This window comes from Neorhizobium tomejilense (assembly GCF_964254135.1).
GTDB lineage: Bacteria > Pseudomonadota > Alphaproteobacteria > Rhizobiales > Rhizobiaceae > Neorhizobium > Neorhizobium tomejilense.
The window spans coordinates 2456155-2481870 of record NZ_CAXUSO020000001.1 but is presented as its reverse complement, the minus strand read 5'-3'; the positions used below and the strand labels follow the sequence as shown (position 1 = coordinate 2481870).

Sequence of the window (25716 nt, the reverse complement as noted above, 5' to 3'; positions counted from 1 at the left end):
CTACGCGGCCGTTTCCAGCGGTTGCGGCGAAACGTTGCGCCCCCGTTGTGCTTGTGACGCCGAGCACATATGTGTGAGCCACGCCAAATCGGATGCACCCCGCCTCACAAGGAGACAGCGATGCTCGACCGGATTACCGCCTTCTTTCAAGGGATCGGCCAGGCCGTCGGGCGAGGCATAGGGCTGTTGATCGCCTGGATCGTCTGGCCGTTCATGGCCGCACACGGCTGGTATCGCCAGCGGCACTGGATGGTGAAGGGCCCCATCCTCGCCTTCCTGGTGCTGATGTTCGGGCTCTACGGCTATTTCTTCTGGCAGACGCAGGTCTGGACCAATTTCAATCCGAATTTCGTCGACAGCTATCGCTGGTCGGAGCGCAACGTGCCGGCAGGCCAGGAATTGCCGGCAACTGCTCCTGCAAGCGCCAATGCGACCGCTCCGGCGACTGGGGCGAGGCAATGCCAGTCGTCGGCGATCGTCGATGCGGCCGCCGATCTCACCGACATGAACGTCAACCAGAATGCCTGGATTTCCTCGATGCTGCTCTATCGGCTCGGGTTCTTCGGTATCGACTGGGATCACACGCCGTTCCTCGACAACAAGGCCTCGTTCCAGCGCGGCGTCAATCAGGCGGTGCGGCGCACATCGACGGAACTCGTCGATTCGCTCGGGCGCGTGCGCGGCACGTCGAGCATCAACAACAATCTCCAGGATGCCCGCGGCAACCTGCAGTTCGACGAATATTCCTGGTATTTCGGGCTCAGCCCCTTCGGGCCAAAGACCCCGACCCCGAGCTATTATCGCGCCGCGATCAGCAAGCTGAGGGCCTTCAATACCGATCTGACCACCTGCAACGCGACCTTCGACAGCCGCGCCGACAACCTGATCCAGTTCATCGACCGGATCGCCAACGATCTCGGCGGCACGTCGGCGATCCTGCGCGAGCGTTCGGAGAACTACAATGCCGGCTGGTTCGATACGCGTGCCGACGACCGTTTCTGGTTCGCCTACGGCCAGCTCTACGGCTATTATGCGGTGCTTTCGGCGGCGGGCGCGGATTTCTCCCAGGTGATCCGCGAGCGCAATATCGGGCCGCTCTGGACCGACACGCTGTCGCAGTTCAAGTCGGCGCTGCGCATCCAGCCGGCGATCATCTCCAACGGCCGCGAAGACGGCTGGATCATGCCGAGCCATCTGGCGGTGATGGGCTTCTACACTCTCCGGGTCCGCTCGAACCTGGTGGAATTGCGCTCGGTGCTGGACCGGTAAGCCGGCCGGCACCGGTTGGGTTTTTAAGGAGTCAGGTTTTCGGGAGATCGGGCTCGTCGAGGAAGAACGTCACGCCGGGACGTTCGGCAAAGAACTCGTAGGTCATGCCAACGACCTCGCCGCTCGTGCCCGGCTTGTCGCGGAACTTGCCGACGCTGCGAACGTATTTGTAACGCTCGGCATCGGCCTTGACGCGATAGATGTTGTGATAGGTCAGGCGTTCGCCGCTGGCGCGCTCGAAGGTTTCCATCAGTTGCGGCATATCGTCGGGATGGATCCGCGCGATGATGGCGACCATGTTCAGGGGACCGTCCTTCGGCTCCAGGCCGAGGATGCGACAGACATCCTCCGTCGCGAAGAAGTGGCCGGTGTCCAGATCGATTCGCCAATAACCGTAGAAACGAAAGGCCGAGGCGAGTTCAATCACCTCGTCTGCAGAGAGTCCCATTTCCCGGTATTGAGTATTGACGCGTTTTTCGGTGTGTTCGACCCAAAACGTCAATCTTTTTCTCCCATAGGCCGGGAGATAACGCCCCAACCTTACACTATGAGTCTCAATCTCAATGCCTTAGCTACCAACTGGGTGCGGTTGACGCAATCCAGTTTCTTTATGGCATTGGTCATATATGCGTTAACGGTATGATCCGAGAGGGAAAGAATCCGGCCGATTTCCGAGGATGTCTTGCCCTGCGCCGTCCAGCGGACGACCTCCAGCTCGCGGGTGGTGAGGGGTCCTGCGGTACCGGTCCTGGCACTGCGGCGGATTTTGTCGAAGACATCGAACGCATGCAGCACGATCATGCCGATCTCGTTGAGCTCCACCTGGCTCAGCCGATGCCGGACACCGTCGAAGCGCAGCATGAAACGACCGCCATCGATCGAATGTAACGCCATCGCGACGCTGGTGATGATGTCGTAGCGGCGTTGCAATTCGTCCATCTCGACCGGAACCGGGAAACCGCGCACGCTTTCGGGATCGTCGATCGACCAACAGTAGGGAAGGGCGGATTTCGAGATGATCGGCGCAACCGGACAAAGCTTCAAAAGGCGGCGACGGTCAAATTCCTGGACATAGCTTGGGGGCAGCGTCGTCTCGACGATCATCCTCGACAAAAGCGTCTCATCCGCTCTGGTGGCGGCGAAAAGCGTGATGTGGCGAAACCCGAACTCGTGGGCAACGCGCTTCAGAGCAGCAAATATTTCCACCCGCGAATCCGCTGCGGAAATCTCGCTGTTCAGAATCGATTGCCGTTCCAAAGTGATCATGCGGGCGAGCAGACAGGTGAGTTATGTGATCGTTAACAAATATACAAATCGATTTGAATAGCCAGCGAAATTTCCTGCGCTGCAGCAGAAATTGGCACATTTTCCGATACAGGCTCACTTTATTTCCATGAATTCATGGAGTTACCGGCTCAAGATTTATACGGGGATATATCCGGTTCCCTTAATTTCCTCCATGACGGCATAGGTGTGGGTTTCCCTGACCCCTGGAAGCGGGAGAATCACCTCCGAGAGGAACTGCCGGTAGGCCTCCATTCCGGCGACCCGCGCCTTCACCAGATAATCGAATCCGCCTGCCACCATGTGGCATTCCATCACGTCGTCGCTGCGCTTCACCGCGGCGGCGAAGGCATCGAAAACATCGGGAGTGGTGCGGTCGAGCTTGACCTGCACGAAGACGAGCAGGTTGCGCCCGAGCTTTTCCGGCGACAGCAAAGCGCTATAACCGGTGATGTATCCTTCGCGGGTCAGCCGCTTGACCCGTTCGGCGGTCGCCGTGGGTGAAAGCGAGACGCGATCGGCGAGTTCGAGATTGCTCAGGCGCCCCTCTTTCTGGAGCGCGCGGAGGATTTTTCGGTCGAGACGGTCGATGTCCTTCATGTTTCGCTACGTTTCGTAGAAATTACCGTGAGATGTCTCGTCAATACCATAAAAATCCGCCGAAATCACCAGGAAATTCCCGCTATGGAGAGAATGAAACGGAGATGCGTATGAGCCAGATTCTGACCGAGCCCTTTATTCCCTTCAATGCGCCCTATGCCGGTGACGACGACCGGCTGATCCGGCAGTTTGCCGCCCGCACCAGCTTCACGTCGGCGCAGGACGCGGCGATCGACCAGCGGGCGCGTCGGATGGTCAACGCCATCCGCGACGGGGCCGGCAAGGTCGGCGGCGTCGAGGACTTCTTGCGCGAATATGGGCTTTCGACCCGGGAAGGGCTGGCGCTGATGGTGCTTGCCGAGGCGCTGCTCCGCGTGCCCGATGCCCTGACCCAGGACCGGCTGATCGAGGACAAGCTGCGCGAAGGCGGCTGGAGCACCCATGAGGCCTCCGGCGAAAGCTGGTTCGTGTCGGCATCCGCCTGGGCGCTCGCGGTTTCGGCGCGCGTCATCGGCCCGGGCGAGACGCCCGAGGGAATCCTGCGCGGCCTCGTCAAGCGCGTCGGCCTGCCAACCGTGCGCACGGCCACCAAGCAGGCGATGCGTTTCCTCGGCCACCATTTCGTGCTCGGCGAGACGATGAAGGATGCGCTTGTCCGTGCCGCGAAGAGCGAGGAGAAAGGGTACCGCCACTCCTTCGACATGCTGGGCGAGGGCGCCCGCACGGCTGAAGATGCCAAGCGTTATTTCCGCTCCTATGCCGATGCGATCCAGTCGATCGGCGCGCATATGAAAAAGCATGGCAAGGGCAGGCAGCTTCCCGACCGGATGGGCATTTCTGTCAAACTCTCGGCGCTGCATCCGCGCTATCTCGCCACGCACCATGACCGGGTGATGGCCGAACTGGTGCCCGACCTTCTCGACCTTGCGCGGATGGCGAAGGAACACCAGCTCAACTTCACCGTCGATGCGGAAGAAGCCGACCGGCTGGAATTGTCGCTCGACGTGATTGCCGCTACCTTCTCCGATCCGTCGCTTGCCGGCTGGGACGGCTTTGGCCTGGCGATCCAGGCCTATCAGAAGCGGGCGCCTGTAGTGATCGACTACATCGACCAGCTCTGCACGACCCATGGCCGGCGGATGATGGTGCGGCTCGTCAAGGGCGCCTATTGGGACACCGAGGTGAAGCGGGCGCAGGAGCGGGGGATCGAGGACTATCCGGTCTGGACCCGCAAGCCGGCGACGGATCTTGCCTATCTCGCCTGCGCTCAACAGCTTCTCGCCAAGCGGGCGCGGATCTTTCCGCAGTTTGCGACCCATAACGCGCTGACCGTCTCGACCATTCTGGAGCTCGCCGGCCCCGACCGCACCGGCTTCGAATTCCAGCGGCTGCACGGAATGGGAGAGGCGCTCTACGACGACCTGCTCGAAAGCAACGACCGGATCGCCTGCCGCATCTATGCGCCGGTCGGCGGTTATCGCGACCTGCTCGCCTATCTTGTCCGCCGGCTTCTCGAAAACGGCGCCAACTCCTCCTTCGTGGCGGTTGCGGGCGACAAACAGGTGCCGGTCGAAAAGTTGCTGGAACGGCCATCGGCGCGGCTCGGCCTCGACGACGGCATCAGCGCCCGGCACAAGCAGATTCCGCTGCCCTCCGACATCTACGGCCGCCGCAAGAACAGCGCCGGTTTCGAATTCGGCCACCGGGTCGAGCTCGAAAGGCTGATGGCCAGCGTTTCCAAGCCCTGGGGAGAGGTGAAGGCGGGACCGCTGGTGGCGGGCGTCGCCTCCAACACGGAAGAAAAGCCGGTGCGGTCTCCTTCCGACCGGTCGAAAATCGTCGGCACCGTGCGTGACGCGACGCCGGCCGATGTGGATGCGGCTTTTGCGGCCGCGGCCAAGGCGTTCCGGGCCTGGTCGCGCCAGCCAGTGGAAATCCGCGCCGCCTGCCTGGAGCGGGCCGCAGGGCTGATGGAGGAAAACCGCGACCGGCTGCTGGCGCTGCTTGCCGCCGAGGCCGGCAAGACGCTGGATGACGGGATCGCCGAAATCCGCGAGGCGGTGGATTTCTGCCGCTACTACGCCGACAAGGGCCGCGAGCTGTTTGCCATGCCGAGCCTGATGCCGGGACCGACCGGCGAGGACAACCGCCATTTTTGGCGCGGCCGCGGCGTGTTCGGCTGTATTTCGCCGTGGAACTTCCCGCTGGCGATTTTCCTCGGGCAGATTTCGGCGGCGCTGGTGGCCGGCAATACGGTCGTCGCAAAGCCGGCGCCACAAACGCCGCTGATCGCCCATGAGGCGATCAAGCTGTTCCACCAGGCAGGGGTTCCGGCCGAGGTGCTGGCGCTGGTGCCGGGCGGCCCGGATGTCGGCTCGGCGATCACCGCGCATCGCAAGCTCGCCGGCATCGCCTTCACGGGCTCTACGAAGACGGCGCATGCGATCAACCGGGCGCTGGCCGCCAAGGACGGGCCGATCGTGCCCTTTATCGCCGAGACTGGCGGCATCAACGCGATGATCGTCGATGCGACGGCGCTTTCGGAACAGGTGGCGGACGACGTGGTTGTTTCTGCCTTCCGCTCCGCCGGTCAGCGCTGCTCGGCGCTGCGCATCCTTTTTCTGCAGGAGGATATCGCCGACGGCATGCTGAAGATGATTGAGGGGGCGGCGGCCGAACTCAATCTCGACGACCCGGCAAAACAGAATACCGATGTCGGGCCGATCATCGACGAGAATCAGAAAAAAACGCTGGCCGACCACATTTCGGACATGCGGGCCAGAAAACAGAAGATACGTTATGCCGGAGGCGCGCCGGCGACCGGCAATTTCTTCGCTCCCCACATCATCGAACTGGACAGCGCCGCGGTGCTGACCAAGGAAGTGTTCGGGCCGGTCCTGCATGTGGTGCGCTGGAAGGCAAAGGAGTTCGACAAGGTGCTTTCGGCGATCGACGCCACCGGCTACGGCCTGACGCTCGGTATCCACAGCCGCATCGAGGCGACGATCCGCAAGGTGACGGAGGCGCTCGATACCGGCAATGTCTATGTCAACCGCAACATGATCGGCGCCGTGGTCGGCACCCAACCCTTCGGCGGCTCCGGCCTTTCCGGGACCGGCTTCAAGGCTGGCGGCCCGGCCTATCTGATGCGGTTTGCCGAAGAGCAGGTGATCTCCGTCAACACCGCCGCCGCCGGCGGCAACGCCAGCCTGATCGCAATCGGGGAGGGGTGAGGAACGGTCCGGCGCAGCCGGAGCAATCGATCCAGTGAATCGATTGCAGTGACGAACGCGCCGAGCGAAAGCGAGGCGCCGGGGCCAACTTTCAGGGCCGGACGCAGCAAGGGATTTCTAGACTAACCCCGAGGACGGCACGACTACCCAGAACCAAAAGGCTCGGAGCGATCCGGGCCTTCTTGCATTCCGCCTGTTGTATTTTTGCCATCGGATCAGGCTCGCTTAAATATGATGATTAGAGTCATGTTTTAATAATTGACAATAACACTCATGTTTTCTAATGGCATGAATAAGGCATTTCCTGCCTCCCGCCACATTCTTGCCAGAATTGAAAAAGGGCCGCCGCCTTTCCGGTGCGTTCGCGCGCGCCGACGGTTTCGTGTGCCCTGTTGAAAGGACAGTCATGGTCACGCGACGTCTGCGATCCACCCTTGCCACCTGCACCGCGCTCGCGGTGCTTTCCCTCGCCTCCGGCGCGGCCGCCCAGCAGGCCACCCAGCCCCAGACGGACACGACGCTGAAGCCGATCGTGCTCAAGGGGAAACGGGTGAAGGCGGGCGATCCCGAGAGCACGCCGCTCGCCACGCAAACCACCGAAGCGCAGATCGAGAACAAGCAGATCCGCAGCATCGAGGATCTGGGCCGCACGATCGATCCGGGCGTGAACTTCAGCCGTGCGACGAACTCGTTGAACATCCGCGGTCTGGAAGGCAGCCGTGTCACGACACTCGTCGACGGTATTCCGTTGACCTACCTGCGTGACAACGCGCGCAGCAATAACGGCGGCGCCGACGCCGTTGATTTCTTTGCGCTGACGACAGTCAATGTCGTGAAGGGCGGGGATTCGAGCCGCCTAGGCGACGGGGCGCTCGGGGGCGCGCTTCTGGTTCGCACCCTGGAGCCGGAAGACCTCATCGGCGAAGGCAAGGATTGGGGCGGCAAGGTCGGCACTGGCTATGACAGCATGGACAAGAGCTGGTACGGAGGCGCCGCGGTGGCCAGGAAGATCGAGAACACCTCGATCATGTTTCTGGGTACCTACAAGAAGGGTCATGAGCGCCAGAACCACGGTTCGGTCGGGGGCTTCGGCCCGACACGCACGGCGACCAATCCGGCCGACTACGATCAGAGCAACCTGCTGTTCAAGCTGCGTCAGGATACCGAATCCGGTCATCGGTTCGGCTTCACCGCTGAGCGTTTCTCGACCGAGAAGGATATCGATCTGCGCCAGGCGCAGACGCTGACCGGCACCTATCGTCCCGGAAACCACGAATCCGGCGAAGAAAACCGCCGCACACGCGTTTCGCTCGACTACGAATACGACGCGCCGAGCACTGACGGACTGATCGACGCTGCCCAGGCGACGCTTTACTGGCAGCGTCAGGAGCGGGCGCTTACCCAGGATTCGTTCCGCTTTACGACAGTTCCCGGCGTCTACACGCGCGACAACCAGATAGAAGAAGCCGGCGTCGGCTTTACCGGGTTCCTGGACAACAACTTCCGGACGGGAACGGTCGACCACGTCTTTACGCTCGGCACGAACCTCTTCCTGTCGAGGGCAGAGCAATATTCCGCGGGCGTCGACTCATGCCCGGCCGCGCCGCCCTATGTCGGTGTCTTCGCGGGGTGCGCCATGCTGCACACCAATCAAGCGGATATGCCGGATGTGGACAGCACCAAGATCGGCATCTACGCCCAAGACCGCATGACGTTTGGCGACAGCGGCTTCTCGTTGACGCCAGGCCTGCGTTTCGACTGGTATGATCATTCGCCGAGGAACACCCCCTCGTTCACGAATAATGCATCCAACCCTTCCATGCCGGGCGGTTCGCAGGATAGCGCATTTTCACCCAAGTTGCTGGCCGAATACCAGCTTAATGATGACGTCACGCTTTTCGCCCAGTGGGCGATGGGCTTCCGTTCGCCCACGGCGACCGAGCTTTATCTGAGCTATGGAAGCGTCGGCAGCTACGCGTCGATCGGCAATCCCGATCTGGAGCCGGAGACCAGCAGCGGGTTCGAAGTGGGCTCACGCCTGGGCGACGACAATTTCGGTGGTTCGGTGAACTTCTTCTATACCCGCTATAAGAACTTCATCGAGGGGCGGAACCTGACGGCTGCGGAAATCATCGCTCGTGGTCTCAACCCGCTCGATTACCAATTCTTCCAGCAGCAGATCAACCTGTCCAAGGTCGAGATCTTCGGGGCAGAATTCTCGGCTCACAAGCGCTTCGACAGCGGCTTCAACGTCCGCGCCGGGCTGGCATTCACACGCGGTATCGATCTCGTCAACCACACCCACCTCGCTTCCGTCGCACCGGTCAAGGCAATCGTCGGCGCGGGGTACGAGGCCGAGACCTGGGGTGTCGACGTGCTGTGGACAGGTGTTGGCAACGTCTCCTACAAGTCCAGCGCCACCTACAAGGCAGCGGGTTACGGGCTTGTCGACCTGACGGCATGGTGGGAGCCCGAGCAAGTCAAAGGCCTGCGCATCAATGCCGGCATCTACAACCTGTTCGACAAGAAATATTGGGACGCACTCAACAACAAGAGCACGACGGTACCGGCGGCCACCGCAGACTACTACTCCGAGCCAGGCCGCACCTTCAAACTCTCGCTGACCCAGCGGTTCTGATCCAGACAAAGGGGCGGGGGCGCCTGAGAAGGGTGGTGCGAGCGATCGCGCCGCCCTTTTCCTTGTGTACGCTCCCGGCACCTATCCGGTTGCGGCTATTCACATTGCCTTTCCTTCGCTAACCATAACCGCAAGGACATGTTTGATCCGAAAGCACTTGGGGGAGCGAAGCTATGGCAGAGGTCAGATCCGACATCGAAATCGCACGCGCCGCGAAAAAGAAGCCGATCACGGAGATCGGCGCGAAGCTTGGCATCCCCGTCGAAGCGCTCGCTCCCTATGGCCACGACAAGGCGAAGGTCGGGGCGGAGTTCATCGCGTCGCTTTCGGGAAAGAAGGACGGCAAGCTGATCCTCGTGACCGCGATCAACCCGACGCCGGCGGGCGAGGGGAAGACCACCACGACCGTGGGCCTCGGCGACGGCCTGAACCGGATCGGAAAGAGGGCGGTGATCTGCGTGCGCGAGCCGTCGCTCGGGCCGTGCTTCGGGGTCAAGGGCGGGGCGGCCGGCGGCGGGTATGCGCAGGTCATTCCGATGGAAGACATCAACCTGCATTTCACCGGCGATTTCCACGCCATCACGTCCGCCCATAACCTGCTGTCGACGATGATCGACAACCATATCTACTGGGGCAATGCCGAGAACATGGATACCCGGCGGATCAGCTGGCGGCGGGTGATGGACATGAACGACCGGGCGTTGCGCCAGACGGTCGTATCGCTCGGCGGCGTCGCTAACGGTTTTCCACGCGAGAGCGGCTTCGATATCACCGTCGCCTCGGAAGTGATGGCGATCCTGTGCCTGGCGGCCGACCTCAAGGACCTCGAAAGGCGGCTCGGCGACATCGTCATCGGCTATCGGTTCGATCGCTCGCCGGTGTTTGCCCGCGACCTCAAGGCCGACAAGGCGATGACGGTGCTGCTGAAAGACGCGATGCAGCCGAACCTGGTGCAGACGCTCGAAAACAATCCGGCTTTCGTGCATGGCGGGCCGTTCGCCAATATCGCCCATGGCTGCAATTCGGTGATTGCCACGCGCACGGCGCTGAAGCTCGGCGACTATGTGGTGACTGAAGCGGGTTTCGGGGCCGATCTCGGCGCTGAAAAATTCTTCGACATCAAGTGCCGCAAGGCCGGACTGAAGCCCGATGCGGCCGTTATCGTCGCCACCGTGCGGGCATTGAAGATGAACGGCGGTGTGAGAAAAGAGGATCTGGGCCAGGAAAATGTCGAGGCGCTGAAGCGGGGTGCTGCCAATCTCGGCCGCCATATCGCCAATGTGCGGAAGTTCGGCGTGCCGGTGGTCGTCGCCATCAACCATTTCACTTCGGATACGGAGGATGAGATCGCCGCCGTCAAGGACTACGCGGCGCGGCACGGCGCGGACGGCATCGTCTGCCGGCACTGGGCGGAAGGGTCTGCCGGCATCGAGGAGCTTGCCCTCAAGGTGGTCGAGCTTGCCGAGGGCGGCCAGGCGAAATTCCAGCCGCTCTATCCCGATCACCTGCCGCTCCTCGAAAAGATCGAGATCATCGCCTCGAAGATCTATCACGCCGGCGAAGTCACCACCGACCGGGGCGTGCGCGACCAGCTGAAGGCCTGGGAGGAGCAGGGTTACGGCGACCTGCCGATCTGCATCGCCAAGACGCAATATTCCTTCTCGACGGATCCCGCCCAGCGTGGCGCGCCGGAGGGCCACATCGTGCATGTGCGCGAAGTGCGGCTTTCGGCCGGCGCCGGTTTCGTCGTCGCGATCACCGGCGAGATCATGACCATGCCCGGCCTGCCGCGCGTGCCGTCTGCGGAACGCATCTTTCTGAACGAGGATGGTTTCGTGGAGGGGTTGTTCTGAGGGCTTGAGCGCCCGAGCCGCCTTGTGTTAAAGCTCATTCGTCGAAAAAGGCAGGGCCGGATATGGTAAGCACGGCCCCTTCCGCAAGGAAGCTCTGATCCTTCGGTCCACCGTTGAGAACCCGCGACGAGAAACGGCACATCCCGTGCCGCTCTCGGCGGATTCTCGTGGCTTTTTTAGCGTCGCGTTCCGCCGGGGTAACCTTGCGAGAAAACGATGCGTATGAACCATATCGATATCCACGTGCCCGACGTTGCGGTAACCAGCGCCTTCCTCGTCCGGCATTTCGGCCTGACTCTGCGTGAGACGCGCGGTGGGAACGGCCTTGCCATCCTCAACGACGATGCCGGCCTCGAAATCGTCGTCAGCCACCCGGTCGAAAAATTCGGCGGGGCCGAGCAGCAGGCGCTCGGGGTCGTCACCTACCATCTCGGCTTCATCCAGCCGGAGAGAGCCGAGGTCGACAGGCTTTATCGGGAACTGAAGGATGGCGATGCCGAACTGGTGGGGGAGCCACGCGAGATGCGTGGCGGCTACCTGTTCTATTGCCTGGCGCCCGGCCGGGTGATGATCGAGGTAGGGTGGCGGGGGTAGAGGTTTCGCTTGTTCCTCGGCCGCATCAGGGTGGCATTGCGAGGAACGGAGACGGTACGGCATATGTCCTTCTCCCCGCTTGCGGGGAGAAGGTGCCGGCAGGCGGATGAGGGGCCGCTATCCCTCGGCTGCCGGCATGAATTTCAGATCCGGCGCATCCTCAGGTTCATTCAATCTGCCCTCCAGAATCGCGACAATGGTCTCCAACACAGATTCCATTTCAGCCAGCACCGCCACATTCCAGAACCGGGCGACCGACCATCCGTCGGCATTCATGAAGCTATCCCGCTGCCTGTCGTAGTCGCTATTGGCGTGTTGGCTTCCGTCTATCTCGATGACAAGCTTTCGGTCCCGGCAAGCAAAATCCGCAAAGTAGCGACCGATCGGAAGCTGCCGGACGAACTTGAATCCGTTCAGTCGCCGGGCGCGCAACTCTTCCCAAAGCTTTGCCTCCGAAACATTGTCGGAACGGCGCAACGAGCGGGCACGAGTAGTCGTGTTTGTTTTTGGTCCCCGCATCGCAAGTTGCCCCTCATCCGCCTGCCGGCACCTTCTCCCCGTTGAAACGGGGAGAAGGAAGTATGCCGCGCCGTCGTCTCAATCTCAATGTCTGCGTGGCCGGGATGCTCGCTATGCGTGAGTTGCGGCGGGCGGCATGCCGTCTACCTGCAATACCGATACCCGTCCTTCCGCTCCAGTACGTCGAGATGCAGATGATTCTGGTGGGCGGCGTCGCTGCCCGGTGACAGGACGGTGGTGAAGTGGAGGCAGGCGCCTGCTGTCGCGGTGCGCTGGAAGGCGCCTTCCATGGTCGAGTCCTCGGCCCGAGGCTTCATCTCCAACTTCTCGCCGTTGTCGAGCTTGAACGCGGCGACGTCGAAGGCGTTGCCGCGGGCGTGTTCGGAAATCTTGCCCGTCGAGGCGCTGTTGCGCAGGCGGCAGGCGTAGGTGGAGCCGGGCACCAGCCCGGTGATCCTGCGGCCCGGCATGGCGATGTTGAGTGCCGGCTGAACCGTGTCCTTTAGCCAATGCGCCAGGCTGACCGCCGTCTTGCAGCGCATCGTCGCGCCGCCGACCTCGACCCCCGGCAGGACTGCGGCGACGTCGATCGGGCTTTCGATGCCGCAGCCATTGCCTTCGTCGATCGGATCGGTCGGTTCGAATTTCGCGCCGAGCGAGGTGAGTTCGGCAAGGCAGGCCTTCAGCTCTTCGGGGTCCTCCTTGACAAGCGGAGGCGGTGGTGGCGGTGGCGGAGCTTCGGCCTTCTGCTCGTCCGGTTGCTTGTCGTCTTCCGTGGTCTCCCCAGGCTTCGCTGCATCCGCGCCAGGGGTGGCCGCCTGGTCGGGTTTGTCGGCCGTCTGCGCGTCGGCAGCCGCGGTATCCGGTTTCGGCAGCGGCGTTGGAACCTCCGCCTCATGTGCCGGTTCGGAGGCGGTGCCGGGCTGCTCGACGACAGGCGGAGTGGGAGGCGGGCTTTGCGGATTTTCGCTCGGCCGGTTTTGTGCCACGGGCGGCTGGGCTTCGGGGACGACAGGCTTGTCGGCTGGGCGCTCCGCCGGCTGAGGTGCCTCGGTTGTCTTCCCCACTTCTCCCCCAGGTTTCGGGATCGGCAGGGGAACGTCTGCCAGTGCCGGCGGTCGGGGTATCGCGCCGCGCCCCTGCTGTCGCGAGGGCGCACGTCGGCGAGGTGCGCGGTCACGCGATCCGCCGTCCTGCAGAATGCGGGTCAGGAAATTCACCTCCACGACGCCCGCCGGAACGCCGGAATGCTGCGCCTGCGGTATCGGTCTTTCAGGCGGCACACCCGCCCCGACCATCAGGGGCAGGCCTGCCAGAATTGCGATCCACGAATGCTGCATGCCGTATCCTTCCCGGATGCGTTTCTTCGGTCCTTGAGGGACTATAAACGCCGATCGCCGGTTTTGGTCGCATAGGACGCCAGAATTCCGTTTCCCGGTCATGGAAATTCGCTTGCGCGGCTCGAAAACCCAAGCTAACAATTCGGCCCATGATGAATTCGATGAACATCGCTAACTGGTGGCCGGCACGCTCAACGCGGCCTTGACCAGTCATGTCCATCGACAAGACCACAAGCCGCCCGGAACCCGAGGCGGCTTTTTTGTTATCCGCCGCAGGCACCCGGGCAAAGACATTGGAGAGGCAGGACAATGGTAACGATCATTCGGGATGACGGTTCGGAAGTCTACGAGACGAGGGGCGGGATTGCGGTCAGCAGGCAGCGGCGCGCAGCCCCTTATGCGGATGCGATCTCCTCCTATGTCGACAGGCTCGACGAACGGCGCGGCGCGGTGTTTTCTTCCAACTACGAATATCCGGGCCGCTACACCCGCTGGGATACCGCGATCGCCGATCCGCCGCTCGGGATCTCCTCGAATGGCCGCAGGGTGTGGATCGAAGCCTTCAACGGCCGCGGCGAGGTGCTGCTCGGTTTCGTCGAGGACAAGCTGAAGACGGTAACCGAACTGACGCTCGGGGAGCGGACGGCCCGGCGCCTCGATCTCACCGTCAACGAGCCGACGCGCGTGTTCACCGAGGAAGAGCGCTCGAAGATGCCGACGGTGTTTTCCGTGCTGCGGGCAATCGTCGACCTGTTCCATTCGGAAGCGGATTCGGCGATCGGCCTGTTCGGCGCCTTCGGTTACGACATCGCCTTCCAGTTCGACGCGATCAAGCTTTCGATGCAGCGGCCGGAAGACCAGCGCGACATGGTTCTGTTCCTGCCCGATGAAATTCTCGTCGTCGACCATCATGCGGCCAAGGCCTGGATCGACCGCTACGACTTTTCCAAGGACGGCGTGACGACGGAAGGCAAGGATCAGGAGATCGCGCCCGACCCGTTCCAGCGCAACGATACCATACCGCCGAAGGGCGACCACCGGCCGGGCGAATATGCGGCCCTCGTCACCAAGGCGAAGGAAAGTTTCCGCCGCGGCGACCTGTTCGAAGTGGTGCCGGGACAGAAGTTCATGGAGCGCTGCGACTCGAAGCCTTCGGAAATCTCCAACCGGCTGAAGGCGATCAATCCGTCGCCCTATTCCTTCTTCATCAATCTCGGCCATCAGGAATATCTGGTCGGCGCCTCGCCGGAAATGTTCGTGCGGGTGTCGGGCCGGCGTATCGAGACCTGCCCGATTTCGGGCACGATCAAGCGCGGCGAAGACCCGATCGCCGACAGCGAGCAGATCCTGAAGCTTCTGAATTCCAAGAAGGACGAATCCGAACTCACCATGTGCTCGGATGTCGATCGAAACGACAAATCCCGCGTCTGCGAGCCGGGGTCCGTGAAGGTTATCGGCCGCCGGCAGATCGAGATGTATTCTCGGCTCATCCACACCGTCGACCATATCGAAGGACGGCTGCGGCCCGACATGGACGCGTTCGACGGTTTTCTCAGCCACGCCTGGGCCGTCACCGTCACCGGTGCGCCAAAGCTGTGGGCGATGCGGTTCATCGAGAACCATGAAAAGAGCCCGCGCGCCTGGTATGGCGGCGCGATCGGCATGGTCGGCTTCAACGGTGACATGAATACCGGGCTTACGCTGCGCACCATCCGCATCAAGGACGGCATTGCCGAGGTGCGCGCCGGCGCGACGCTGCTCAACGACAGCGATCCGAACGAGGAAGAAGCCGAAACCGAATTGAAGGCCTCCGCGATGCTGACAGCGATCCGTGATGCAAAGGCCGGCAATGCGGCGAAGGCCGGCCGCGACGTGGCGCGGGTGGGGCAGGGGGTCAAGATCCTGCTCGTCGACCACGAGGACAGTTTTGTCCATACGCTCGCCAATTACTTCCGCCAGACGGGGGCGACGGTATCGACCGTGCGTACGCCGGTGCCGGAGGAAGTGTTCGACCGCTTCGATCCGGATCTCGTCGTGCTCTCGCCCGGACCTGGCAATCCGAAGGATTTCGACTGCAAGGCGACCATCAAGATGGCGCGGTCGAAGGGCCTGCCGATCTTCGGCGTCTGCCTCGGCCTGCAGGCGCTGGCCGAAGCCTATGGCGGCGAATTGAGGCACCTGGCGCTGCCGATGCACGGCAAGCCGTCGCGCATCCGGGTGCTGGAGCCGGGCATCGTCTTCTCCGGTCTTGCCAAGGAAGTGACGGTCGGGCGCTACCATTCGATCTTCGCCGATCCGACGACGCTGCATCCGGATTTCATGATCACCGCCGAAAGCGAGGACGGCACGATCATGGGTATCGAACACGTCAAGGAACCGGTGGCGGCGGTGCAGTTCCACCCGGAATCGATCATGACGCTCGGCGGCGATGCCGGCATGCGGATGATCGAAAACGTCGTGGCGCACCTGTCGCGACGTGCAAAGACCAAGGCGGCGTAAGGTGTTGTCCGAAGCCATCCTGATCGAATCCATCCGCGAAGACCATATCGAGAGCTTTCACACGGCGCTCGATATGGTTTCGCGCGAGCGGAAATATTTGAGCTTCCTGGAGGCGCCGCCGCTTGAAAGCGTGCGGTCCTTCGTGCGCGACAATATCGACAACGGCCATCCGCAGGTCGTCGCCGTCGTCGATGGAGAAGTAGTCGGCTGGTGCGACATCCGCCGGCATCCCCGCCCGACCGCCGCCCATTGCGGCACGCTCGGCATGGGCATCATCCCGGGTTACCGCGACAAGGGGCTCGGCACGCGGCTGATCCGCACTGCGGTCGGGCAGGCCCGCGAACGCGGCTTCCACCGCGTCGAGCTGCATGTGCATGCCGACAACGTGCGCGCCATCGCGCTCTACGAAAAGGTCGGCTTCGTGCGGGAAGGCGTGGCGCGGGATGCGGTGAGGATCGACGGGCGGTTTGTCGACAGTATCAGCATGGCGGTGGTTTTCGGGTAAACCGAACCTAAGAGGACCGGCAGGCGCAAGCTGGCGGGATCAAGAGGCTGAAACTCTGCCGATTTCCGTTGGTATCTCTCCGTGATAGCTTTGAGAAGTTCAGCTACGGCACACAGGAGACCGATATGAGTGTCAGCAACCTTCCGCCGATCCATCCCGGCGAGATCCTGCGTGATCTCTATCTGGAGCCGCTGGAGATGACGCCCTATGCGCTGGCCAAGAAACTCAATGTCCCACGCACCCGCGTCGAGCGGATCGTCGCGCAGAAGACCGGCATCACCTCGGATACAGCGTTGCGGTTGGCCAAGTTCTTCAAGACCTCTCCCGAATTCTGGATGAATCTGCAGAACAGTTTCGATCTCAAGATTGAGGCCGAGAACCTCAAGGACGAACTTGAGCATATTCCGGAATACGAAGCGGCCGCATAGTGGCCTTTGGCATTCGCAGACCGTGCCGGTTTCGCTAACTCGGCATTATTCAGCGGCGCCCGCGAGCAACGAAGCTTCCGGCGCCGCCGGCAACCTTTCGCATGTTTCCGCAAACAGTTTCTCGCTCAAAAAATCGACCAGCACCCGGACTTTCGGCGACAGATGCCGGCTGGAGGGCCAGAGGAGGTGGAACTGGCCGGGGGCGTCGAGGTGTTCGTCGAGGATGGTCCGCAACCGGCCGTCCGCGACCGGTTCCCTTGCCAGGAAATCCGGCATGCAGCCGATGCCGAGGCCGGCGATGACGGTGCTGCGCAGCGCCTCCATGTTGTTGCAGGTGAGCGCCGTGCGCAGGTGCGGCTCGGCGCCTTCGGGCGGCAGGGTGATCGGCCAGTCCTGCAGCTTGCGGCTGTTCGGATAACGAAAGAGGATCGCCAGATGGCCGTCGAGTTCTCGCGGGCATTGCGGGATGCCGTGGCGGTCGAGATAGGTCGGGGCGGCACAGAGGAGCATCCGGAACGGCCTGAGCGTCCGCGACATCAGCCGCGAATCCGGCAGGTTGCCGCTGCGGATCGCCACGTCCACCTCCTCGTCGATCAGGTCGACGATCCGGTCGTTGAAATCGAGATCGAGTTCGATCTCAGGATAACGCTCGACGAATTCCGGCAGCACCGGCAGCAGAAGATGATAGGTGACGATCGGGGCGCTGACGCGGAGCTTTCCGCGCGGCACGGCGACGGCACTCGCGAGCGACGCTTCCGCATCGTTCAGGTCGTCGAGCACGCGGCGGCACCGTTCGTGGAAAAGCCGTCCTTCTTCCGTCAACCGCAGGCTGCGGGTCGAGCGCTGGAAAAGCCGGACGCCGAGTTCCTTTTCGAGATTGGTGACGGCCTTGCCGACCGCCGAAGCCGACAGGCCGAGCACCCGGCCGGCAGCGACGAAACTGCCGAGATCGGCGGTGCGCACGAAGGCCGTCAGTCCACCCAGACGATCCAATCGCGTCTCCCATTCGAGCGTTTTCTTCCGCCATATAAGGAACGGACCAGGGATTTTCCAAGCATTGCATCGGATTTATCTTGTGTTGGTGACATAAAGCCCTCCGGCCGGGTGGGTTCAAGGCGGTGGCTTCTCCCAAGGGCCGCCCGCCTTCCCCATTGCTCCAACACAGCGGAATCTCGGATATGAGAGACAACACACATGCTGTAACGGCAGCCGGACGGCTGTTCGTTCTGATCGCAGTCTGCTGCGCGGCGGTTGCCATGCCGCTGACCTTTACCGGCACGGCCGTCGGCCTTCCCGCCATCAGCCGGGCACTGGGCGGCAGCCCGATCGCCCTCAACTGGGCCACCAATGCCTTCATGCTTTCCTTCGGCAGCACGCTGATGGCTGCCGGCGCGCTCGCCGATAGTTACGGGCGCAAGCGGATTTTCCTGAGCGGCCTCGGCATTTTCGCGCTGTTCTCGACGGGTCTCGCCTTCGCGGGCGATATCGTCTGGTTCGATGTGCTGCGGGCGCTGCAGGGCATCGGCGCGGCAGCCGCTTTTTCCGGCGGCATGGCGTCGCTCGCCCAGGAATTCGACGGCGCGGCGCGGCTCAGGGCATTCAGCATCGTCGGCGCGAGTTTCGGCATCGGGCTCGCCTTCGGGCCGATCGCGTCAGGCTGGATGATCGCCATGTTCGGGTGGCCAGCGATTTTCGTATTGGTGGTCGCCCTTGCGGTGATCGCCTTCATCCTCGGCGCCGCCTTCATGCAGGAATCACGCGATCCCGACGCGTCCGGCCTCGATTGGAAGGGCGCTCTCAGCTTCACTGCGGCGCTGACCGCTCTGACCTTCGGCGTGCTGCAGGCGCCGGAAAGCGGCTGGGGCGACCCGCTCGTCATCGTCATGCTGCTGGCGGCAGTCCTGCTTTTCCTGGTCTTCGGCCTGATCGAACGGAGTGTGGCGCGGCCGATGCTCGATCTCACGCTGTTCCGTTATCCGCGGTTCGTCGGCGTACAATTGCTGGCGGCGGCGCCGGCCTATGCCTTCGTGGTGCTGCTCATCCTCCTGCCGGTGCGGTTCATCGGCATCGAGGGCATGGACGAGATTGCCGGCGGGCGGATGATGATCGCGCTCTCCGGGCCGCTCCTCATCCTGCCGATCGCCGCCGGGCTGCTGACGCGCTGGTTCGCGCCGGCGACGATCTGCGGCGCCGGCCTGGCGATCTCGGCGGCTGGCTTGTTCTGGCTCAGCCGGTTCCCGGTCGGCTCGGAGCCGATACTGCTGATTGCGCCGCTCCTGACGATCGGGATCGGCATCAGCCTGCCCTGGGGCCTGATGGACGGTCTTGCCGTCAGCGTCGTGCCGAAGGAAAGAGCGGGCATGGCGACCGGCATCTTCAGCACCACGCGCGTGGCCGGCGAAGGGGTTGCGCTTGCGGTGGTGACGGCGGTGCTTTCGGCGCTCACCAGCGCGAATCTCGGCAGCGATACCGGCGACCAGGCGGGCGCGATCGCGCAGCGGTTGGTGACCGGCGACCTGCAGGATGCGTCGGAGCTTCTGCCGTCGATCGGCCAGGCGGCCTTGCTGCAGGGGTATGGCGACGGGTTTTCGTCGCTCCTGTGGCTGCTGACCGCGATCACGGCGCTGACGGCAGTGGTGGTGTTCCTCTTCCTCGGACGGGGAAGCGAGAGGGTGGAGGACCTCGAGGAGGAGGCGGAAGTGGCCACCGCGATGCAATCCGACAAGGCGCGATTAGGCCAGCCGGCCCTTTGACAAACCCGCTCATCTGAGCGATATGCAGGCTATTCGAAACCGCCGGAGCGAAATCATCTCGCTCCGGCGGTTTCGCCGTTTTGGACCTCCGGTCCTGCAAATCATTCGCACGCGCAAAAAGGAAGACATCGTGCCGAGGGAAGTCAAAATCGTCGAGCGGCTGGCCTTCTGGGGCATGCCGCTGTCGCTCGGCGTCATGTCCTTGAAGATGCTGGCATGGTGGGTGACGGGTTCCGTCGCGCTGCTGTCGGACGGGCTGGAATCCTTCGTCAACGTGGTTGCCGCCTTCATCGCCTATTTCGTCATCCGCTATGCGCAGCGGCCTGCCGACCACGACCATCAGTTCGGCCATCACAAGGCGGAATATATGTCGGCGGTGGTCGAAGGCGGGCTGATCATCGTCGCGGCATTCCTGATCATCAGCGAGGCCTGGGACGGGCTTTTCGCGCCGAGACTTCCGGATGCGCCGGTGCTCGGCCTTGCGATCAACGGGCTTGCGGCGGTCATCAATGCATTCTGGGCAACAACCCTGATCCGGGTCGGCACCGCCCATTATTCGCCGGCGATGGCGGCCGATGGCCAGCATATCATGTCCGACGTGGTCACCTCGGCCGGGGTGTTCGCCGGCCTCATCCTGGCCATTGCAACAGGTTATGCGATCCTCGACCCGGTGCTCGCCATCCTGGTCGCGATCAACATCCTCTGGCAGGGCTACAAGGTGATCGCCCATTCGATCGGGGGGCTGATGGACCGGGCGCTGGAGCCGGACGAGGAGGCGGCAGTGCGCGAGGCGATCGCCACCCATTCCGGCGGCGCGCTCGGCGTCCATGACCTCAAGTCACGCCGGGCCGGGGCCGCGGCCTTCATCGATTTTCATCTGGTCGTACCGGCCGACATGACCGTCGAAGAGGCGCATGTGATCTGCGACCGCTTGGAAGATGCGATCAAAGCGAGTATTGCCGGCGCCACATTGGCAATCCATGTGGAGCCCGAAGGCGAGCGCGCCCATGGACAGAAAGTAGACGTTGAAGGAACAGGCAAATGACGATGACCGATGTCACCGGGCTCTCGCAGCTCGGATCCCAGGTTGAGGCTCCGCAGAGCCCGGAAACCGCGGTGCTGGAAAAGGTGCCGAACGGCAACCAGGGCACCGATTACGTGGTGCGCTTCACGGCGCCGGAATTCACCTCGCTCTGCCCGATGACCGGCCAACCGGACTTCGCCCATATCGTCATCGACTATATTCCGGACGGGTTCCTGGTGGAGTCGAAGTCGCTGAAGCTGTTCCTGCATTCCTTCCGGAACCACGGCGCGTTTCATGAGGATTGCTCGATCTATATCGCCAAGCGGATCGTCGACCTGCTCGCCCCGAAGTGGCTCAGGATCGGCGCCTACTGGTATCCGCGCGGCGGTATCCCGATCGACGTGTTCTGGCAGACGGGCGAGGCCCCGGCCGGCGTGTGGCTGCCGGAGCAGGGGGTTGCGACGTATCGCGGACGTGGGTGAGGAACAGTCCGGCGAAGCCGGAGCAATCGATCCAGTGAATCGATTGCAGTGACGAACGCGCTGAGCCAAAGCGAAGCGCCGGAATGGCGCGGCGCGCTCCCTCACACGTCCATCGAATCGTCGCTGCCCAAATCGCTGTTGTCGAAATCGGCCTGGTCGTCGGAGAAGTCGTCATTGCCGTAACCGGCTTGCTGAAGGCCGGAATTGTCGGCTGCGTCATTGGTGTTGGCGGCGGTGCTTTTGTCATCCGAGGCCTGGCGGATCGCGTCATCGCCGAAATAGTTGTTGTTGATGACGGTTTCCTCGCCTGGGGCGTTGCTGCTGCCGAAGGGGTTGCTGCCGGCGAGAGGCGAGCCCCAGCCGAGCGAATTCATGTGGCTGCCGAAAATGCCCGACAGCGAATTGGCCAGCAGCATGCCGCCCGCGACGCCGGCTGCGGTTCCCAAAGCGCCGCGCAGGAAGCTGCCGCCGGCCGACGGGGCTGACATTTGGCCGCTCCAGGGGGCGGCTGACGGCGGGGGCGTACGATAACCGTCGTCATAATCGCTGCCGGTTCGGTAGCTCTGACGCGGGGCGGCGCCCCATGGGCCGGACTGGGGGCCTGCCTGAGTGCCGGGGCCGGTTCGAAGACCGGGCTGCGGGGCGGGGGAATGCTGGGCCTGGCCGGTGCCGAAGATCGAGCTCAGGAACCCGCCGCTCTGTTCGGCACGGTGATGATCGCTCGTCTCCGCTTCGAGCTGGCGGACGCGGTCTTCCAGTTCCTTGATATGGTTGGCCGCGGCTTCCAGGCCCTTTTCCTGGACGATCACGGCCTGGGCCAGATAGTAGGTGGCGTAGGGCTGTTCGCGGGTTGCCTGGTCTATCAAGGTCTCGGCATCTCCGTCGCGCGGCGTGGCGGCGGCGGTGCGGATGCGGTCGAAAAGGGCAGTCAGAAGCTGGCGTTCTTCCGGTGACATGTTTGCCTCCTTGCAGGCGTTTGCCGTGGACAAGAAGGTAGGCAGGGATTCCGGCATTTCAAAGCCGGAATCCCTTACATTTCGGTAATCTTGGCCAGTGATCGGGGGCTCAGGCGAAGGCCAGCGACAGGCCGAGAAGCGCGGTTCCGGCGCCGAGGATACGGGCGATGTAGGGGCTGAAGCGGGCGATGCCGAGGCCGAGCGCGATGCCGGCTGCATGCAGGAAGGCGGTGGCGATCATGAAGCCGATGCCGAACTGCAACGCGCCTGCCGCGCCGAGTTCGCCGCCATGGGCGTGGCCGTGGAACAAGGCGAAGACGCCGACCACTGCCGCTGCCGCCGAAACCGGCAGTTTCACCGCCGTTGCGACGAGCAGGCCAAGCCCGATCACCGAAGCGAGGATTGCCGGTTCGACGAAGGGGAGGCCGGCGCCGCCGAGGGCGAGCAGGAAGCCGGCGGCCATGGTGCCGACGAAGGCCAGGGGGATTATCCACAGCGCATTGCGGCTGCCGCCGCTCGCGATCTGTGCCGCCCACAGGCCGACGGCGACCATGACCAGGATATGGTCGGCGCCGAACAGCGGATGGGAAAACCCGGCGAGAAACGAGCCGTGCGCGGCCGGGTCGAGATGCGCGAAGGCGGGTGCGGTGGCGGCGGCAAGAATGGCAGCGGCGAGCGAAAGGCGTTTCAGCATTTGGGTCCCCTGGAAATTATGTGCATGCGGAATGACTGCGAAGATAGGCAAGCGCTTTGTGGCTGTCCATCGGCAATTGCCGCGGCAGGAGGCTCGGTACTACGTCATTCACCTTAGTCCGTGGAAGGTGCCGTCTTAGACTCTACGCTCCATTGTTTTACGGCGGCGAACACATTATGTCCGGTATATGAATCTGATGCAGGAGACTCTCAGCGTGCTCGACGACGAAGACGACAAGGACGACAAGACCAAGGAACTGCCGCTCGGCAAGGAAACGGAAGCGAATCTTTTCAAGTCGCGTTCGATCTTCATCTATGGAACGATTACCCAGGAACTGGCGCAGAAGGTCAACACGCAGCTCGTGGCGCTTGCCGCCGCCAGCGATGACGACATCCGCGTCTATGTGAGCTCGCCCGGCGGCCACGTGGAATCGGGCGATTCGATCCATGACATGATCAAGTTCATCAAGCCGAAGGTCTGGATGATCGGTACGGGCTGGGTCGCATCGGCCGGCGCGCTGATCTACGTGTCCGTTCCGAAGGAGCGCCGCATCTGCTTGCCGAACACCCGCTTCCTGCTTCATCAACCGTCCGGCGGTACCCGCGGCATGGCATCCGATATCGAGATCCAGGCCCGCGAAATCATCAAGATGAACGAGCGGCTGAACAGGATCATGGCCGAAGCCACCGGCCAGTCGGTCGAGAAGATCGCCGCCGACACGGACCGCGACTATTGGCTGTCAGCCGAAGAGGCCAAGGTCTACGGCCTGGTTTCGAGGATCGTGACGTCGCAGAGCGAAATCTGATCGCTCCCTGCCATCTGAATTGAAAAAGCCCCGCCGGTTGCCATCGGCGGGGCTTTTTGTTGTTTGCAGGCTCGCATTGCCCGCGGATGGGCCCATGCTGTTCAGGCGACCTGCGGACGCCAGGCGATGACGCCTTCCGTGCGGGCGCGGACGTCCGGAGCGGCAAGGCAGGTGGCGACGGCCTCGTAACCGGGTGCACCCGGAATGGGTGATACTCGGCTCGGCGGGCTGTGGTTGGCGGGGCAGAGGATGATCGCCTCGTCCGGTCCGACGGCGCCGAGATCGAGGATCGCCGAGGAGCGGGTCATGATGAAGAGCGGACGGGCGCCGGCACCGCGATTGCGCAGATAGGCGCAGACTGCTTCCTGCGACGGCTGGTCCAGACCCTGCTCGATCATGTCGATGACCGGGATGCCGTCCGCGTCGGCTTCGATGGCGACGAGGAGGGCGGTGAGGGCAGGCGTTGGCGTAGCACCCTCCTCGACAAGCCAGGCGAGCGATTGCTCGACGCGTAGCTTTAGCGCCGGATCGGTTTCCATCCGTGCCCGGGCGTCGGCGGCATCGTTGGCGGCGCGATCGAGATCGACGAAGACCGCGCCCGGAAGATGTTCGGCGATCGCCCTGGCCAACCGGGTCTTGCCGCTGCCGAGCGGGCCGATGATGTAGTTGAGCGGCCTTATGTCCCGGAGTTCGAAGCGTTCGCCGCCCCAAGGCCAGGGAAGGTCGAACGCTGCGATGATCTCGGCTGCCGGCCGCGCCAGCCGCGTCAACTCGTGCAGCCCCGGCGGTTCGCCGCCGGCAAGGCCCGCGCGCAGATTGCGGACTTTTTCGACCGTTTCGGCGATCCTTCGGGCCTCCGCTTCGAGCTTCGCCTGATGGGCGGCAAGTGCTGGAGCGAGTTCCTGTGCCTCGCCTTTCAGCACGCGCGCCACCTGCGCGAGGCTGAGGCCAAGGGCTCGCAATGCGGCGATCTCGCCGGCGCGGGCCATTTCGACAGGGCCGTAGGTCCGCCATCCGGCCGCGGTGCGCACCGGGGCGATCAGGCCGCGCTGCTCGTAGAGGCGCAGCGCCTTCGGGGAAATGCCGAGCCGTTCAGCGGCGTCGGACGGGTTCAGGTAGCGTGCGGAAGAACTCAAGGAATCACCTCGCCGGTTGTTGACCGCTCCTCCTATCGGGGCAGCCCCAGGGGCCGGGTCAACATCTGTTTTGCGAGGCTCGATTTTTTCCGAAGGCGGTTCGCAACGGAAAGAGGGTTTAGTCGGCGGACTTTTCCCTCGGCGTGTTCATTTAGGCGCGATGGTTCAGGGTTCTCTTGAAATTGAGCCGACGGGAGCAGCGGTACGATCAAGCCGAGCTCGATTGCCGGGTGGTCTCCACGACCTGCTGAGCGAGGTAGAATAACAGGAAGATGGCGGCATTGAATTCCAGTAGTTCCTCCACCGCCGAGAGCATGCGGGAAGTCGTGGCTACATCAACGACCTGCGCCATGCCGATCAGTCCTACGTGAAGGAAAATCAGAACGTGGTTCGAAAGCCACGGCCATCCTGCATCAATGCGCATGTTCCATACCACTCTCAGCGCAAAGACCAATGTGCCGAGGGAAATGGCAAGAATGAGTCCAATGAACGCCCAGCCAAGACCCGGGCTGAGCTCGTCCAGAAGCCGGTAGGCCAAGATCAGCAAATCATGGAATCCATCCAGTTCGCCTCCACCGTAGAGAGCTGGCGGTTGAAATCCAAGGATGCGAGCACCGAAGCTTGTCTCATCCATCAACTCAGCGAGCCCCAGCAGGCCGCCCAATGACAGAGCCGCACGCGGGCCAGATACGACAGTCGCTGCTCCCGCCAACAGCACTACGCCTGCCAGGCACACGGCGCCACCCGTTTCGATGATGCCGTCCTCCCCGAGAAGCACGGCTCGGGCACTTGGCACGAAAACGGCCGTCAAGGCACTGCCAGCGGTACAGAGGGCGACCACCGTCAACGGCCATATGAGCCATCGAAATTGGTTGGTCTGCGAAGGCAGATGGGGGAAATCCAAGTGCGTAGATGTGGCGCCGTCGTCAATGTCTTCAGCGCGAACTTTGAGGTTTTTCATCGCTCTACCGTGTCATCTGTTTGTCACAAACTTACCGGTTTGACGAATGGTTGACCAATAACATTAGCTTTCAGAAGGTTTCAAAGGCCGGTCTGGCGGTCGGGCCGGTCACTCTGTTTTGCGAGGTTCAATTTTTTTCCGGA

At 62.8% G+C, this 25716-nt stretch carries 22 protein-coding genes; 12 read left to right on the top strand and 10 right to left on the bottom strand.

Annotated features, from left to right (window positions below; translation table 11 throughout):
- Nucleotides 1–120: 120 nt before the first annotated feature.
- On the top strand, nucleotides 121–1269 hold the full coding sequence (locus ACSQ3G_RS12605; protein ID WP_436110277.1) for a DUF2333 family protein: 1149 nt from the start codon (nucleotides 121–123) through the stop codon (nucleotides 1267–1269).
- A 31-nt stretch (nucleotides 1270–1300) separates the two neighbouring features.
- Here ACSQ3G_RS12605 and ACSQ3G_RS12600 read toward each other — a convergent pair whose 3' ends face one another.
- From ACSQ3G_RS12600 to ACSQ3G_RS12590, 3 genes are all read right to left on the bottom strand, one after another.
- Nucleotides 1301–1771, bottom strand: coding sequence for a PAS domain-containing protein (locus tag ACSQ3G_RS12600; RefSeq protein ID WP_105437779.1), 471 nt, complete (start codon nucleotides 1769–1771; stop codon nucleotides 1301–1303).
- Between the two features lie 38 nt (nucleotides 1772–1809).
- Nucleotides 1810–2535 (bottom strand): helix-turn-helix transcriptional regulator, encoded by a 726-nt coding sequence (locus ACSQ3G_RS12595; RefSeq protein ID WP_436110276.1) that lies wholly within the window; start codon nucleotides 2533–2535, stop codon nucleotides 1810–1812.
- Nucleotides 2536–2691: 156 nt separating this feature from the next.
- Nucleotides 2692–3153 carry an Lrp/AsnC ligand binding domain-containing protein gene (locus ACSQ3G_RS12590; RefSeq protein ID WP_038544317.1) on the bottom strand — a complete coding sequence of 154 codons (462 nt, stop codon included), beginning with the start codon at nucleotides 3151–3153 and terminating at the stop codon, nucleotides 2692–2694.
- 110 nt (nucleotides 3154–3263) lie between these two features.
- Here ACSQ3G_RS12590 and putA point away from each other — a divergent pair, with 110 nt between their 5' ends.
- The 4 genes from putA to ACSQ3G_RS12570 all read left to right on the top strand — a co-directional run bounded on the left by putA (nucleotide 3264) and on the right by ACSQ3G_RS12570 (nucleotide 11471).
- Nucleotides 3264–6386 (top strand): bifunctional proline dehydrogenase/L-glutamate gamma-semialdehyde dehydrogenase PutA, encoded by a 3123-nt coding sequence (gene putA, locus ACSQ3G_RS12585; RefSeq protein ID WP_436110275.1) that lies wholly within the window; start codon nucleotides 3264–3266, stop codon nucleotides 6384–6386.
- Between the two features lie 406 nt (nucleotides 6387–6792).
- Nucleotides 6793–9024, top strand: a complete 2232-nt coding sequence (locus tag ACSQ3G_RS12580) for a TonB-dependent hemoglobin/transferrin/lactoferrin family receptor (protein ID WP_436110274.1) — start codon at nucleotides 6793–6795, stop codon at nucleotides 9022–9024.
- 173 nt (nucleotides 9025–9197) lie between these two features.
- Nucleotides 9198–10877, top strand: a complete 1680-nt coding sequence (locus ACSQ3G_RS12575; protein ID WP_105400463.1) for a formate--tetrahydrofolate ligase — start codon at nucleotides 9198–9200, stop codon at nucleotides 10875–10877.
- A gap of 216 nt (nucleotides 10878–11093) precedes the next feature.
- A complete protein-coding gene (locus ACSQ3G_RS12570) occupies nucleotides 11094–11471 on the top strand; it encodes a VOC family protein (RefSeq protein WP_436110273.1) in 378 nt (125 codons plus the stop codon).
- Between the two features lie 117 nt (nucleotides 11472–11588).
- Here the strand turns inward: ACSQ3G_RS12570 and ACSQ3G_RS12565 are convergent, their stop codons facing one another.
- Nucleotides 11589–11990, bottom strand: coding sequence for an endonuclease domain-containing protein (locus tag ACSQ3G_RS12565; RefSeq protein WP_436110272.1), 402 nt, complete (start codon nucleotides 11988–11990; stop codon nucleotides 11589–11591).
- A gap of 143 nt (nucleotides 11991–12133) precedes the next feature.
- Nucleotides 12134–13330, bottom strand: a complete 1197-nt coding sequence (locus ACSQ3G_RS12560) for an extensin-like domain-containing protein (protein ID WP_436110271.1) — start codon at nucleotides 13328–13330, stop codon at nucleotides 12134–12136.
- A gap of 309 nt (nucleotides 13331–13639) precedes the next feature.
- Here ACSQ3G_RS12560 and ACSQ3G_RS12555 point away from each other — a divergent pair, with 309 nt between their 5' ends.
- From ACSQ3G_RS12555 to ACSQ3G_RS12545, 3 genes are all read left to right on the top strand, one after another.
- A complete protein-coding gene (locus ACSQ3G_RS12555) occupies nucleotides 13640–15829 on the top strand; it encodes an anthranilate synthase (RefSeq protein ID WP_436110270.1) in 2190 nt (729 codons plus the stop codon).
- A 1-nt stretch (nucleotide 15830) separates the two neighbouring features.
- A complete protein-coding gene (locus ACSQ3G_RS12550) occupies nucleotides 15831–16334 on the top strand; it encodes a GNAT family N-acetyltransferase (protein WP_436110269.1) in 504 nt (167 codons plus the stop codon).
- Between the two features lie 125 nt (nucleotides 16335–16459).
- Nucleotides 16460–16762: a HigA family addiction module antitoxin gene (locus ACSQ3G_RS12545; protein ID WP_436110268.1), complete on the top strand. Its 303-nt coding sequence runs from the start codon at nucleotides 16460–16462 to the stop codon at nucleotides 16760–16762.
- A gap of 45 nt (nucleotides 16763–16807) precedes the next feature.
- Here the strand turns inward: ACSQ3G_RS12545 and ACSQ3G_RS12540 are convergent, their stop codons facing one another.
- On the bottom strand, nucleotides 16808–17755 hold the full coding sequence (locus ACSQ3G_RS12540; RefSeq protein ID WP_105437769.1) for a LysR family transcriptional regulator: 948 nt from the start codon (nucleotides 17753–17755) through the stop codon (nucleotides 16808–16810).
- A gap of 185 nt (nucleotides 17756–17940) precedes the next feature.
- Between ACSQ3G_RS12540 and ACSQ3G_RS12535 the strand changes: the two genes are divergently transcribed.
- From ACSQ3G_RS12535 to queF, 3 genes are all read left to right on the top strand, one after another.
- Nucleotides 17941–19515 carry an MFS transporter gene (locus tag ACSQ3G_RS12535; RefSeq protein WP_436110267.1) on the top strand — a complete coding sequence of 525 codons (1575 nt, stop codon included), beginning with the start codon at nucleotides 17941–17943 and terminating at the stop codon, nucleotides 19513–19515.
- 130 nt (nucleotides 19516–19645) lie between these two features.
- Nucleotides 19646–20560: a cation diffusion facilitator family transporter gene (locus ACSQ3G_RS12530; protein WP_498072569.1), complete on the top strand. Its 915-nt coding sequence runs from the start codon at nucleotides 19646–19648 to the stop codon at nucleotides 20558–20560.
- On the top strand, nucleotides 20557–21021 hold the full coding sequence (queF, locus tag ACSQ3G_RS12525) for a preQ(1) synthase (protein WP_105400469.1): 465 nt from the start codon (nucleotides 20557–20559) through the stop codon (nucleotides 21019–21021). Before ACSQ3G_RS12530 ends, queF begins: the two co-directional genes overlap by 4 nt.
- Nucleotides 21022–21122: 101 nt before the next feature.
- Here queF and ACSQ3G_RS12520 read toward each other — a convergent pair whose 3' ends face one another.
- Both ACSQ3G_RS12520 and ACSQ3G_RS12515 read right to left on the bottom strand, forming a co-directional pair.
- On the bottom strand, nucleotides 21123–21977 hold the full coding sequence (locus ACSQ3G_RS12520; protein WP_436110265.1) for a DUF2076 domain-containing protein: 855 nt from the start codon (nucleotides 21975–21977) through the stop codon (nucleotides 21123–21125).
- Between the two features lie 109 nt (nucleotides 21978–22086).
- On the bottom strand, nucleotides 22087–22671 hold the full coding sequence (locus ACSQ3G_RS12515; RefSeq protein ID WP_436110264.1) for a HupE/UreJ family protein: 585 nt from the start codon (nucleotides 22669–22671) through the stop codon (nucleotides 22087–22089).
- 214 nt (nucleotides 22672–22885) lie between these two features.
- On the opposite strand from ACSQ3G_RS12515, the gene ACSQ3G_RS12510 reads away from it, so the two are divergent.
- Complete coding sequence (locus ACSQ3G_RS12510; protein ID WP_436110263.1) at nucleotides 22886–23476, top strand: ATP-dependent Clp protease proteolytic subunit; 591 nt, start codon at nucleotides 22886–22888, stop codon at nucleotides 23474–23476.
- Between the two features lie 101 nt (nucleotides 23477–23577).
- Here ACSQ3G_RS12510 and ACSQ3G_RS12505 read toward each other — a convergent pair whose 3' ends face one another.
- The gene (locus tag ACSQ3G_RS12505) at nucleotides 23578–24612 is read right to left on the bottom strand and encodes a MerR family transcriptional regulator (protein WP_436110262.1); all 1035 of its coding nucleotides are present in this window, start codon (nucleotides 24610–24612) and stop codon (nucleotides 23578–23580) included.
- A gap of 208 nt (nucleotides 24613–24820) precedes the next feature.
- Entirely contained in the window at nucleotides 24821–25573 is a 753-nt protein-coding gene (locus ACSQ3G_RS12500) for a hypothetical protein (protein WP_436110261.1), read from the bottom strand.
- Between the last annotated feature and the right edge of the window lie 143 nt (nucleotides 25574–25716).